Source organism: Cellvibrionales bacterium (assembly GCA_016713115.1).
Lineage (GTDB): Bacteria > Pseudomonadota > Gammaproteobacteria > Pseudomonadales > UBA7239 > UBA7239.
Window position 1 is genome coordinate 1,052,450 of record JADJPU010000001.1, and the last position, 12,429, is coordinate 1,064,878.

The 12,429-nt window shown below is 49.2% G+C and carries 12 protein-coding genes; 2 read left to right on the forward strand and 10 right to left on the reverse strand.

All coding sequences use genetic code 11. From position 1 onward, the window contains the following. Nucleotides 1-196 precede the first annotated feature (196 nt). From IPK30_05045 to IPK30_05070, 6 genes are all read right to left on the reverse strand, one after another. Complete coding sequence (locus IPK30_05045; protein ID MBK8102648.1) at nt 197-517, reverse strand: hypothetical protein; 321 nt, start codon at nt 515-517, stop codon at nt 197-199. 124 nt (nt 518-641) lie between these two features. Continuing rightward, nucleotides 642-836 (reverse strand): hypothetical protein, encoded by a 195-nt coding sequence (locus IPK30_05050; GenBank protein ID MBK8102649.1) that lies wholly within the window; start codon nt 834-836, stop codon nt 642-644. Nucleotides 837-944: 108 nt separating this feature from the next. Further along, entirely contained in the window at nt 945-1,394 is a 450-nt protein-coding gene (locus tag IPK30_05055) for a hypothetical protein (protein MBK8102650.1), read from the reverse strand. Between the two features lie 121 nt (nt 1,395-1,515). Further along, the gene (locus IPK30_05060; protein MBK8102651.1) at nt 1,516-1,866 is read right to left on the reverse strand and encodes a DUF3147 family protein; all 351 of its coding nucleotides are present in this window, start codon (nt 1,864-1,866) and stop codon (nt 1,516-1,518) included. Nucleotides 1,867-1,996: 130 nt separating this feature from the next. After that, complete coding sequence (locus IPK30_05065) at nt 1,997-2,236, reverse strand: hypothetical protein (protein ID MBK8102652.1); 240 nt, start codon at nt 2,234-2,236, stop codon at nt 1,997-1,999. A gap of 89 nt (nt 2,237-2,325) precedes the next feature. Beyond that, a complete protein-coding gene (locus IPK30_05070) occupies nt 2,326-2,904 on the reverse strand; it encodes a transglutaminase family protein (protein MBK8102653.1) in 579 nt (192 codons plus the stop codon). Nucleotides 2,905-4,264: 1,360 nt separating this feature from the next. Between IPK30_05070 and IPK30_05075 the strand changes: the two genes are divergently transcribed. Beyond that, the gene (locus IPK30_05075) at nt 4,265-5,257 is read left to right on the forward strand and encodes an integron integrase (protein ID MBK8102654.1); all 993 of its coding nucleotides are present in this window, start codon (nt 4,265-4,267) and stop codon (nt 5,255-5,257) included. A gap of 362 nt (nt 5,258-5,619) precedes the next feature. On the opposite strand, the gene gyrB is transcribed toward IPK30_05075, so the two are convergent. From gyrB to dnaA, 4 genes are all read right to left on the reverse strand, one after another. Then, complete coding sequence (gyrB, locus tag IPK30_05080; GenBank protein ID MBK8102655.1) at nt 5,620-8,127, reverse strand: DNA topoisomerase (ATP-hydrolyzing) subunit B; 2,508 nt, start codon at nt 8,125-8,127, stop codon at nt 5,620-5,622. Nucleotides 8,128-8,165: 38 nt separating this feature from the next. Then, nucleotides 8,166-9,266, reverse strand: a complete 1,101-nt coding sequence (gene recF / locus IPK30_05085) for a DNA replication/repair protein RecF (GenBank protein MBK8102656.1) — start codon at nt 9,264-9,266, stop codon at nt 8,166-8,168. Nucleotides 9,267-9,319: 53 nt separating this feature from the next. Continuing rightward, a complete protein-coding gene (dnaN, locus tag IPK30_05090) occupies nt 9,320-10,423 on the reverse strand; it encodes a DNA polymerase III subunit beta (GenBank protein ID MBK8102657.1) in 1,104 nt (367 codons plus the stop codon). Between the two features lie 71 nt (nt 10,424-10,494). Then, complete coding sequence (gene dnaA, locus IPK30_05095; GenBank protein ID MBK8102658.1) at nt 10,495-11,955, reverse strand: chromosomal replication initiator protein DnaA; 1,461 nt, start codon at nt 11,953-11,955, stop codon at nt 10,495-10,497. Nucleotides 11,956-12,260: 305 nt separating this feature from the next. Here dnaA and rpmH point away from each other — a divergent pair, with 305 nt between their 5' ends. Then, nucleotides 12,261-12,398: a 50S ribosomal protein L34 gene (rpmH, locus tag IPK30_05100; GenBank protein MBK8102659.1), complete on the forward strand. Its 138-nt coding sequence runs from the start codon at nt 12,261-12,263 to the stop codon at nt 12,396-12,398. Nucleotides 12,399-12,429 lie beyond the last annotated feature (31 nt).

Consider the following 12,429-nt stretch of genomic DNA (forward strand, 5'->3'; position numbering starts at 1 on the left):
CCGCCCATCAGGGGAATAACAAGAAGGCATATCAAAAACTGTACAAAAACCCTAAGCACCATGCTATTGCTTCTCGATTGGTCTCTAACGCAAAGCTAAGGGGCGGCTACAAGCGGCGCGTAAAATGCGAAGCATGCGCCGATTGGAGACGTCCAGCGGCGCAGCCGCGACCTTGAGCGCCTTGTTAGGTGACGAACTAATACCTATATTTTTCATATTTTTTCTCTTGTATGTGATTAAAAATTGATGACTCAATTGCACCAATAATTAAAGCTACAGCTATTCCAACAGGAAGAGAAAGTATGGCAATTATAATTGCTTCTCCAATACGGTTTCTGTTTATACGGCGTACTGCTTGCACTGAAAGCATTATTACTACAACAAAATTAACAAGCATACATAGCCATATTTCCCATAGTCTCGGAGCATGTGCACCGGCTATGAAAAACAGAAAACTTGATGCAGCCAAGATTGCCACTTCAATAATTACGATAATGGCGTAATACAGAGGCTTCATAGTCACCTAACGCAGAGCTAAGGGGCAGACACAAGCGGCGCATACAATGCGAAGCATGCGCCGATTGGGGCTGTCCAGCGCCATTTATGGCGCGACCTTGAGCGACTTGTTAGGCGAACAAATATTATTTCAAATTTAAATATTTTAGTGAGAACGGCATGAAAGACTGGCGCTGCTCGGCTTTTTCAGTTTCAACAGTTTGAACAACTTTTCCATTTGCGTCCTTGGTGACAGATACTTCTTTTGTTACATATGTTGCAACACAGCCAGAAGATAGTGCTGATGCAAGTAGAACCGTTGTAACTGTAGAAATTTTCATGATTATCTCCGGTGGTGGTTAATTGTTTGCCTAACGCCGAGCTAAGGGGCGGCCACAAGCGGCGCATAAAATGCGAAGCATGCGCCGGTTGGGGACGTCCAGCGCCATTTATGGCGCGACCTTGAGCGACTTGTTAGGGTGTACAATATTTTCAACATGGATTTTTATACCACTTGCAATACTTGATTCCGTATATGATGAAATTTCATCATTTGTTTTCTCACAAATAATTTCTATATTTTCAGGACTTTTCCATTCATATTTCATTCCATTACTACAGTACCCACCAAATATTACATGCCCATCTTTCGGCGAGCCGACTCTTTTACCGCTTAGCGCAAGAATAGTGCCATATGGAGCATATATATTTTCTCCAACAGCCTCGAACCTAGTTATCGTGTAACGGCCATTCTGGGACGTTTTGTCATCGATAGTTCTATAGCCATTGATAATATTTAATAGATGGCTAAATAAAAAATATAAAACAACAATGGTAAACGTTGCATTAACGATAAAAGATTTTGAATGCTTAACAATTTTCAATAATCGTTCGTTCATGCAACACCCTAACGCTGGAGATAAGGGGCAGGCCAACCGGCGCGATAATGCGAAGCAGCGCCGGTTTGGACTGTCCCAGTGAACGAAGTGAACGCCTTGAGCGACTTGTTAGGCGGCATTGCTAGAGTAACTCTATGCCAAAGCGACGAACAATGACCGCAAACAAAGCAAAACTACTGCCGGTAATAAACACGCAAGTTAACAAACTAGGCCAAAAACCGTAACGCGGCAACAGCGCTGGAAACACAAGGAACATAGGAAGCGTGGGAACAACGTACCAAAATGTGTACCACGCGTGATTAGCAATTTTGGAAGATGGCTGGTTTTCAACATATAACCAAATTAACGTAAGAATTGTAACCAGTGGCAACGCCGCCACTAAGCCACCCAATTTGTCACTGCGCTTTGCCAGTTCAGACACAAGCACGACAACTGCGGCTGTAATGAAATACTTGGTAAAAATCCAGGACATGGTTTTCCTCTTTGACGCCTAACGCAGAGCTAAGGGGCAGACACAAGCGGCGCATATAATGCGAAGCATGCGCCGGTTGAGGCTGTCCAGCCGCGAAGCCGCGACCTTGAGCGACTTGTTATGTGATGCGCTAGCTGCCATTTTCTCTTCCTGCTTGGCGTGACCTAGTTACAAGAAAAATTGTATATAAAACTGGTACGCCAAATACCCAAACTACAAAGAGTAGGTTATTCCACCACGGCTCATTTGTTCCGCAGTTGTCTACTGCACATTGACCGCCCCAACCAAATAACTTAAATGAAATCGCAATTGATACAGGCAACCAGATTAACCATGTTACGAAAATTGCGGTTATTTTTCTGAATGACATGCTCAATTTCCTAGCAGCACATAACGTTGGAGCTAAGCGGCGCAGTGACAGGCCAAAGGCCTGACACTGTGTCCGACTTGAGCGAGTTGTTAGCCTGCCAGTGGTACATCTGGTAGGTTTGCATGAACTTCTACCACATCAGTGAACTGTTCAAGGGTAGAAATTACTATAGGCAACGGTTCTGGCCAAATTTCAGGTAAATCACGCTCTTGGTGCTCACGAATAGGGAATGCGAGTGATTCTATGGGTGGGCAGAATTCAGCAGATACACCAGATTTATTACCCCGTGCATCAATGCGGTACCAGCCGTACCCATTAAGGAAGACGGCATTCAGGCCATGAAGGCAGTAAGGCGCACCTGAGTCACCTACCGAAAGGCGCTGATAGCAGAGGCCTGAAGGGATGCCATTGGCGCGTAGTAAGGCAGCTAGAAGATGGCTCTTGGCATAGCAATAACCAGTGCCATTAATCAGTACATCAGATGCTTTGCAGGTTACAGGGTTTCGTTTGTAGTCCCAGCTGTGCTGAATCTCATCCCGCACAAACTCAAAGCACGATTTAGCCAGCTCCACTTCCCCGGAAGCAGTTTGGGCTAATGCAGCTGCTTTGCCGGCAACAAGTGGATGGTCAAAGTCTATGTATTTGCTATGTGCTAGAAATTTATTCATGACGAAATAAGGCTAACGACAAGCTAAGGGGCGAGCAGCGACGCTGCGAGTCCAGTGAGCGCAGCGAACGACCTTGAGCGACTTGTTATGCATAAGCGATGCTGTAGCTACAAAGCAATTCATTTGCAACACGCAACTCCCCTTCTATTATTTTTCAGCACGCACAAAAGTTGCGTGCTACCTGACAAAGAACTTACCAGAAAACTCTTGAAAGGAAAACGTGCGGAACGCTCTGTGCGAAGGATTTACTTTCAAACACCGCAACGCTCGCGCTTTCTGACAAAGGACTGCTTTCCGTTACTGCTTAATTTCAAAGCGTTTTACTTTAATTGGAAAACGCGGAACAACTTAACTTTTTCTACTGGCACAAAATTCAAAAAACATTTTCGCTTGGTGCATAACACGGGAGTTAAGCGGGTGAGTGTAGCGCACAAAGTGCGCGCAACGCTTTTGGCGGCGAATAACATGCGAAGCATGCGCCGACCAAAACAGTCCGCTTTAACGACTTGTTAGATGACGACCAAGTGCCATCTACCACTAAAGCTCGCTTGCTCATCGTTCGGCCTTTTCGTAGTGACTACGGCAAATCTCGGAAAAACAGCACAGTGCAGATTTAAAAGCTCACTACCCTGTGGTCAGGCTTGACGTTCGCTCTAAGCTCGCTTGAGCGACGCAAAGCGGACTCAGGGTAGCTGAAATAAGTTTGAAAGTCTGCCAGCTTTTTCTGATTTTTTGTAGGAAATCTCTTCAATTTGCCGACGATTTTCGCCGCACATTTTTTCAGTCGTTACTGCGCGCGGTGTCCGTTGTTATCTAACACGGGAGTTAAGCGGGTGAGTGTAGCGCACAAAGTGCGCGCAACGCTTTTGGCGGCGAATAACATGCGAAGCATGCGCCGACCAAAACAGTCCGCTTTAACGACTTGTTAGATGACGACCAAGTGCCATCTACCACTAAAGCTCGCTTGCTCATCGTTCGGCCTTTTCGTAGTGACTACGGCAAATCTCGGAAAAACAGCACAGTGCAGATTTAAAAGCTCACTACCCTGTGGTCAGGCTTGACGTTCGCTCTAAGCTCGCTTGAGCGACGCAAAGCGGACTCAGGGTAGCTGAAATAAGTTTGAAAGTCTGCCAGCTTTTTCTGATTTTTTTGTAGGAAATCTCTTCAATTTGCCGACGATTTTCGCCGCACATTTTTTCAGTCGTTACTGCGCGCGGTGTCCGTTGTTATCTAACTTAAATTCGGCGACACTGAAAAAACGATAGTTGGTGCAAAATTTTTCAACATGGTGTATAAATTGCCGCCGAAGGTCTGGAAGACCTTTATACATCAGTGATTTACACAAAACAAGGAAGTTATTATGGATTCTTTTACGACATCCCCTGTCTCTGCGCCTGAACCAAAACTGCTCGAACAAGTTCGGCATCGTCTGCGCATCAAACACTATTCCCTGCGCACCGAACGCTCTTATATAGCATGGATTCGTAATTTCATTTTGTTTCATCACAAACGCCATCCGCGTGATATGGCGGCGGCAGAAGTTGAATCTTTTCTCTCTTATCTCGCGGTTGATCGCGGGGTTTCGCCGTCTACGCAAAACCAAGCACTGCATGCCCTACTATTTCTTTACAAAGAAGTGCTGGTGATTGATTTACCGTGGCTAGACGGCATCGTGCGCGCCAAGCCATCGCGTCATCTGCCCGTTGTGTTGAGCGTGCGCGAAGTACATGCCCTGTTCGCTGCGATACCGCATCCTACGCTAAATCTTTTTGTGCGTTTGTTGTACGGCACCGGCATGCGCTTGATGGAAGGTTTGCGTCTGCGCGTAAAAGATTTGGATTTTTCGCGCAACGCGATAGTGATTCGCGATGGCAAAGGCAGTAAAGATCGCGTCACTGTACTACCGCAATCCTTAAAAATTGCTCTACAAAAACAGGTTGAAAAAACCTTGGAGATTCACCAAGCGGATCTTGCCCAAGGCTTGGGCCACACTTCACTGCCCTATGCTCTGGCAAACAAATATCCTAAAGCACCAACGGAAACGCCTTGGCAATATATTTTTCCCGCCGACAATTTGTCAGTCGATCCATTGACCAAACAGCAGGGCAGACACCATCTGGATCCGAAACGCATTCAGCGCACGGTGAAACAAGCCGCCCAACAAGCACTCATCAACAAGCCTGTGACGCCACATGTGCTGCGTCATTCTTTCGCCACCCATTTATTGGAGAGTGGCAACGACATACGCACCGTACAAGAATTGCTCGGTCACTCGGATGTGAAAACTACGCAAATCTATACGCATGTCCTTAATCGCGGGCCTGGCGGCGTACTCTCGCCTTTGGACCGCTAGTTATTACCAAACTGCCCACATCTGCCTGTGTATAACTGTTTTTTTACGACGATGTTGTGGGTTGTATGTCAGTAACTCGACCTCAAAAATGAACAACTATACCCACGGTCATTTTTGTCGATTTTCTTAATTTTTGTTGTACAGACTATCGACGATTTTTTCAGTCTTTTTCCCACAGTTATCCTTGTCTGAAACACTGTTACTGTTTGGCTTTTTTAGAGTTTTCCACAGAAAAGTGCGCCCTCAATAATCACCACAAAAAAATAACATTACATACCTATATATTTATTCATGTTTAATAGTAATTAACAGAAGATATAAAAAAGGCTGCGTAATGCAGCCTAGGTGTGATGCAAAAAATGTTAAATATCGAGGTTGGCAACAGCCAGTGCATTGGTCTCGATAAAGTGTCTGCGCGGCTCTACAGCGTCACCCATTAAGCAGGTGAACATCTGATCAGCGGCGATGGCGTCTTCGATCGTCACGCGCAGCATGCGGCGGCTGGCGGGGTCCATGGTGGTCTCCCACAGCTGGTCTGGATTCATCTCACCCAAACCTTTGTAACGCTGGATGGTGTGCCCTTTGCGCGATTCGTCCATCAACCATTCTAAAGTCTGTTTGAAGCTGGAAACCGGTGCAGTTTTTTCGCCGCGTTTCACGAAGGCACCTTCTTCCAATAGCCCCTGCAATTGTTGTCCGAGTTTCACGATGTGTTGGTATTCACCGGAAGCAAAGAAATCGCGCTGTAACACATGCTCAATCGGCACGCCGTGCGCAGTGATGCGCACAGCTGGCAGGTACAAGTCACGCTCTGTGTCTTCGTACACGCTCACATCAAAACGATGGCTGCCGTTAGCATTTTGCTCCAGTGCTGTTTGTAGACGCTCGCACCAAGCTTGTACTGGCTCTCGCTGCTTGAGCTGATCAAGGTTTAACTCTGCTTGGTAAATCAATTCTTCTAAAACAGCAGGAGGGTAGAGGCGAGATAAGCGCTCAATAATCGCCATGACGCTGCGGTATTCCGTGACTAGCGTTTCTAAACCCGAACCGCTGATGCCGGGTGCTTGGGCGTTCACATGCAAACTGGTGCCGTCCAACGCGGCTTGCGTTAGATAGTTTGTTAGTGCTTGCTCATCTTTTAGGTATTGATGTTGCTTGCCTTTGGCAATCTTATATAACGGAGGTTGGGCAATATACACATAGCCTCGTTGTATCAATTCTGGCATTTGGCGAAAGAAGAAGGTCAGCAGCAGGGTGCGAATGTGCGAGCCGTCCACATCGGCATCCGTCATGATGATGATGTGGTGATAGCGTAGCTTCTCAGGGTCAAATTCGTCCTTGCCAATGCCACAACCCATGGCTGTAATCAAAGTCCCTACTTCTTGTGATGAAAGCATTTTATCGAAGCGTGCTTTTTCCACATTCAAGATTTTGCCTTTCAGCGGCAGTATCGCTTGTGTGCGGCGGTCGCGACCCTGCTTGGCGGAGCCGCCCGCCGAGTCACCTTCCACCAAGTAGAGTTCGGAGAGGGCGGGGTCTTTCTCCTGGCAGTCAGCCAATTTTCCCGGTAGGCCGGCAATATCTAGTGCTCCTTTACGGCGCGTCATTTCGCGGGCTTTTCTGGCGGCTTCACGCGCGCGCGCGGCATCGATAATTTTGCCGACGATAGTTTTACCGGCAGCGGGGTTTTCTAACAGGTATTCTTCAAACTTCTCGCTCATCACCGCTGCGACCACATTGGTCACTTCGGATGACACCAGCTTGTCCTTGGTCTGGCTGGAGAATTTTGGATCCGGTACTTTTACGGACACGATAGCGGTCAAACCTTCACGCATATCCTCGCCACTGGTACTGATTTTTTCCTTCTTCAGTAGGCCTTCTTTTTCCATGTAGTTGTTGAGGGTGCGCGTCAAGGCCGTGCGAAAACCTTGCAAGTGCGTGCCGCCGTCGCGTTGCGGGATGTTGTTAGTAAAGCAGTACACATTTTCTTGGTAGCTATCATTCCACTGAAGTGCTACTTCTACACCGATACCGTTGGACTGTTCACCCTGTGGCACAAGAAAGTGGAACACATTGCTGAGCGGTGTTTTGTTGACATTGAGGTAGCTGACAAAAGCAGCCAAACCCCCTTCGTATTGGAAAGTTTCTTCCTGACCGCTGCGCTCGTCTTTGAGCACGATGCGTACACCCGAGTTTAAGAAAGACAGCTCGCGCAGGCGTTTGGCGAGAATATCGTAGTGAAACTCGTGGTTTTCAGTGAAGATTTCGGTGTCGGGCAGGAAGGTGACTTCTGTACCGCGCTTGTCTGTGTTGCCGGTGATTTTCATAGGGGAGGTGGGAATACCGTCGACATCCACTATTTCACGATTCAAGACAGCACCTTGGCTGAACTCTAAGCTGTGTACTTTGCCATCGCGGCGCACCGTCAAACGCAGAAATTTACTCAAGGCATTCACACAGCTCACACCCACGCCGTGCAAACCGCCGGATACTTTGTAGCTGTTTTGATTGAATTTACCGCCAGCGTGCAAACCCGTCAGCGCAATTTCTGCCGCGCTGCGCTTGGGTTCGTGCTTGTCATCCATTTTTACACCGGGTGGAATCCCACGGCCGTTGTCTGAGATCGTGATGGAATTATTGGCATGGATAGTGACGCGGATATCATCGCAGTAACCCGCCAACGATTCGTCGATAGAGTTATCGACCACTTCGAATACCAAGTGATGCAAGCCGGTGCCATCAGAGGTGTCCCCGATGTACATCCCAGGGCGTTTGCGTACCGCTTCCAAACCTTCCAATTGTTGGATACTGGCTTCGCCGTAGCCGCTGTTATCGTCCAAAGTGTTAAGGGCTTCTGTATTTGTACTCATTATCACTACCTTTGACTTCCTGCTGCGATAAAAAACATCTAGGGCGAGGTGCTGAAGCCAACCTTGCCTTGTTCCACGTGAAACCATTGAGTGTCAGCGGTATTCGGCCAACAATCTTTTAAGCTATCTGGATCCGTAGCGGTAACAAATACTTGGCTGCGCATAGCACTTAATTGCCGGCACAAAGCCTGTCGCCGCTGCAAATCCAGTTCCGCTGGCAGATCATCCACCAGATAGACACAGGTCTTTCCTGTGACTTCGTGTAGCAAAATCCCCTGTGCTAGGCGTAAGGCACAGGCCAGTAATTTTTCTTGGCCGCGCGATAAAACCGTTTCCGCTGGCCGTCCCCCAATATAGATATCTATGTCAGCGCGCTGTGGGCCGCTGTGCGTGGTGCCGTGAAGCAAGTCGCGCGCACTGTCTTTCTGTAATACCAAATCCAACGACAAGGTTTCAGACCAACCCCGACGGTAATGCAATTCCGGGGTTTCTAACTCCACCAAGTGCTTCAGTAGGCGCGAAAAATGTGGAGCCAGACGCCGCAAATAGCGCGCGCGCATGACATCAATTTTTTCAGCGCACTGCACTAATTCAGTATCCCAAGGCGCTAATTCTGAATCGATAATTTTAGCATTTTTAGCTTTGGCTTGGCGCAATAAGTTGTTGCGCTGTTTGATGGCTTTCTGTACCCGTCGCCAATGAAAGAGGAATTCTGGTTCCACGTGGAACACGCCCCAATCCAAAAATTGCCGCCGTACTTTAGGGCCGCCCTCCAAGAGAGAGAAGGATTCTGCGTCAATCAACTGCAAAGGCAACACATCCGCCAACTGTGAAGCAGAATGAATAGGATTGCCGTTTACTTTAAACAGGTGTTGCTCATTGCGTGAGCGCATCACGCCGATACTGGTGCCGTCTTGCATCTCAGCAAAGACCACGCAGCGGGTGAGTAGGTGGTTGATAGCGGTGTTGAATTGGCTGCTGCGAAAGGAGCGCGCGCGCGCCAAAATAAAAATAGCTTCTAAGAGACTGGTTTTGCCGCTGCCATTGCTGCCAGTAAAGATATTGACGGCACCACAGTTTTCTATGGCTACCTGTGCCAGATTGCGCACGCCCTGTATATGCAGGCGTTTTATCGGCACAAGGATGACCTGAACAGAAGAGGAAGCGTGCGAGATTTATCAAGCCGCGATAGTTACAGACGCATCGGCATCACAACATAGACGGCATCGGCGCTATCGACCGACTCCACCAAGGCGCTACTGTTAGCGTCGGCCAGAGACACGCGCACCGCTTCGCCGCCCAATGCATTGAGTACATCCACCAAGTAATTGACATTAAAGCCAATTTCAAAGCCTGCGCCGTCGTAATCAATCGTGACGGTTTCCTCGGCTTCTTCCTGCTCGGGGTTGTTGGCCACCAAAGTTAATTGGCCTGGCTCTAGAATCAGGCGCACGCCGCGGTATTTTTCGTTGGACAAAATGGCCGCGCGTGAAAACGCTTGGCGCAATTCCTGGCGCACCGCTTGGATCAAGTTGTTGCCGCCGCGTGGCAGCACGCGCTCGTAGTCGGGGAATTTGCCGTCTACCAATTTGGTGGTGAAGGTGAAGTCATCAGTCTGTGCACGCAGATGGTTATTGCCCAGCAGTACACGCACCGGTTGCTCGTTGTCTGCTAGAAAACGCACCAATTCCATGACGCCTTTGCGCGGCAAAATGGCTTGGCGTGCGCTTGCGCCTTCGATAGCAGTTTGTAAAGTGCACAACGCCAAACGGTGGCCATCGGTCGCCACCGTGCGAATAAATTCGGGAGTGATCTCCAACAGCATGCCGTTTAAGTAGTAGCGCACATCTTGCTGCGCCATAGAGAAAGACACAGCATCGATCAGGCGTTTAAGTTGCTGTTGCTGCAAAGAGAATGACAGCGTGTTGGGGCTGTCTTCTACCACGGGGAATTCGGAGGCGGGCAGGGTGGAAAGGGTGAAGCGGCTGCGGCCAGATTTTATTGTAACTCTTTGATTTTCAAGAGAAAAACTAACAACAGCCCCTTCGGGTAGCGATTTCACGATGTCTAAAAATTTGCGGGCGGGCACGGTGATCTCGCCCGCTTGGATCTCGTCGTCCACTCGCACGCGACCGACCAACTCCACTTCCAAGTCGGTGCCGGTCATCGCCAACTCGCCTTCGCGCAGCACCATCAGAACATTGTTGAGCACAGGTAGGGTTTGGCGGCGTTCCACCACACCAGCCACCAATTGCAGTGGTTTCAACAAAGCTTCGCGCTGAATAGTGAATTGCATGTGTGCTGGCTCCCAGTGCCGTGAAATGTTCGCCGCGTATTCTGTCAGTGTTCGCGGGCGCTGTCAGTGTTTTATGTGGTCAATGCGCGCAGTAGTTTTTTGTAGTCTTCGCGCATGTCGGCGCTGCTATCGCGCAACTCGCGAATTTTACGACAAGCGTGCAACACCGTGGTGTGATCGCGTCCACCAAATGCATCACCAATTTCCGGCAGGGAATGGTTGGTCAATTCCTTGGCTAGCGCCATCGCCATCTGGCGCGGACGCGCAACCGAGCGGTTTCGGCGCTTGGCCATCAATTCACTGGTTTTGATGCGGTAGTACTCTGCAACGGTGGATTGAATATTGCTGATGCTCACCAATTTATCTTGCAACGCGAGCAAGTCTTTGAGTGATTTTTTTACCAATTCAATATCAATCGCTTCGCCGGTAAATTTTGAATGGGCGATGACGCGCTTCAATGCACCTTCCAAATCACGCACATGAGAACGAATGCGTTGAGCAATAAAAAAAGCGGCATCGGGCGGCAATGACGCACCGACTTCTTCTGCTTTTTTCATCAAAATGGCGACGCGCGTTTCCAGTTCCGGTGGCTCGACGGCAACGGTTAAACCCCAGCCAAAGCGCGACCGCAAGCGTTCTTCTAAACCAGCAATTTCTTTTGGATAGCGGTCACAAGTCACAATCATTTGTTGACCGCCTTCCAATAGTGCATTAAAGGTATGAAAAAATTCTTCTTGTGATTGATCCTTGCCGGCAAAAAATTGAATGTCGTCAATTAACAAGGCATCGACCGAGCGATAAAAGCGTTTGAATTCGGACATCGCTTTTAATTGCAGTGCTTTTACCATGTCGGCTACAAAGCGCTCGGAGTGTAAATACACCACGCGCGCATTGGGTTTCTTCTCCAACAGTGCATTGCCCACCGCGTGCATCAAATGCGTTTTACCCAAACCCACGCCACCGTAAATAAAAAGCGGGTTGTATCCGCCACCAGGATTTTCTGCCACCTGTAGGGCTGCGGCATGGGCCAGCTGGTTAGACTTGCCTTCGACAAAATTACTGAAGGTGTAATTGGGGTTGATGTTGCCCTGATGTTTTACATCGCCTTCGACTTGCGGGGTAATCACCGAAGGCGGCACAACAATGCGAGAAACGGCAGCAGGTGCGGGCGTGGTGTTCAAGGCGATGGTTGGCACGGCTGCGCGTGCTGAGACAGGCGGGGGGGCGACCACGGCCTTTGATTCTTCCACGGCAAACAGCGGGCGCGCAGCTGCAGGTGCAACCTGCACGAGGATGTCGGTTACGGGTTCGGCGTTCTGCCGCTCGCAAGCTTCGCGCAGCAAATCTTGCATCCGTGCGAGATACTTATTATTGACCCAATCAGCAATAAAGCGGTTAGGAGCAGCGATCACCAGTTGGCGCGGGTTGCCGCTGCTGGGCGCCAAGCTCAAAGGGCGTATCCACGTATTGAAGTGCTGGCCTGGCAACTCGTCTTGTAAACGGGAAAGGCAATAGCTCCATAGTTGCTGCATAGAAATCCTACGAAAGACGAGGGGTGCTAAGACAAGAAAAGAGGCATCTGGCAGGTATTTTATCCACAAGCGCACTCGCGGGAGGCATTATGGCGGAAATAGCAGGGCGCTCAAGGGCGAATCTTGGATAAAAGATGGGAATATGCTGTGGATAACTTTAAAAATTGACCGGACTAGCATTTGCGTAATTAGTCAGCAGGGAACCGTTGTCAGCCTCGCCTCGGTTCTGTACAATGCCGCCTCTTTTTTCTCGACAAAGCCGCAGCAGCGGTAATCGTCGTCCACGATAGACAGATAGGTGCAGCATGAGCAAGCGTACATTCCAGCCCAGCGTTTTGAAGCGCAAGCGCACACACGGTTTCCGTGCTCGCATGGCCACCAAAAACGGCCGCATCGTATTGAGCCGCCGTCGCGCCAAAGGCCGCAAGCGTCTGACGGTCTAATTGCCGCGCCGCGACGCACCGCCTTCGGCTT

What these genes read in the sequence shown, in the direction of transcription:
- IPK30_05045 (MBK8102648.1), bottom strand. Translation starts at nt 517, where the DNA reads ATGAAGCCTCTGTATTACGCCATTATCGTAATTATTGAAGTGGCAATC.
- IPK30_05050 (MBK8102649.1), bottom strand. Translation starts at nt 836, where the DNA reads ATGAAAATTTCTACAGTTACAACGGTTCTACTTGCATCAGCACTATCT.
- IPK30_05055 (MBK8102650.1), bottom strand. Translation starts at nt 1,394, where the DNA reads ATGAACGAACGATTATTGAAAATTGTTAAGCATTCAAAATCTTTTATC.
- IPK30_05060 (MBK8102651.1), bottom strand. Translation starts at nt 1,866, where the DNA reads ATGTCCTGGATTTTTACCAAGTATTTCATTACAGCCGCAGTTGTCGTG.
- IPK30_05065 (MBK8102652.1), bottom strand. Translation starts at nt 2,236, where the DNA reads ATGTCATTCAGAAAAATAACCGCAATTTTCGTAACATGGTTAATCTGG.
- IPK30_05070 (MBK8102653.1), bottom strand. Translation starts at nt 2,904, where the DNA reads ATGAATAAATTTCTAGCACATAGCAAATACATAGACTTTGACCATCCA.
- IPK30_05075 (MBK8102654.1), top strand. Translation starts at nt 4,265, where the DNA reads ATGGATTCTTTTACGACATCCCCTGTCTCTGCGCCTGAACCAAAACTG.
- gyrB (MBK8102655.1), bottom strand. Translation starts at nt 8,127, where the DNA reads ATGAGTACAAATACAGAAGCCCTTAACACTTTGGACGATAACAGCGGC.
- dnaN (MBK8102657.1), bottom strand. Translation starts at nt 10,423, where the DNA reads ATGCAATTCACTATTCAGCGCGAAGCTTTGTTGAAACCACTGCAATTG.
- dnaA (MBK8102658.1), bottom strand. Translation starts at nt 11,955, where the DNA reads ATGCAGCAACTATGGAGCTATTGCCTTTCCCGTTTACAAGACGAGTTG.
- rpmH (MBK8102659.1), top strand. Translation starts at nt 12,261, where the DNA reads ATGAGCAAGCGTACATTCCAGCCCAGCGTTTTGAAGCGCAAGCGCACA.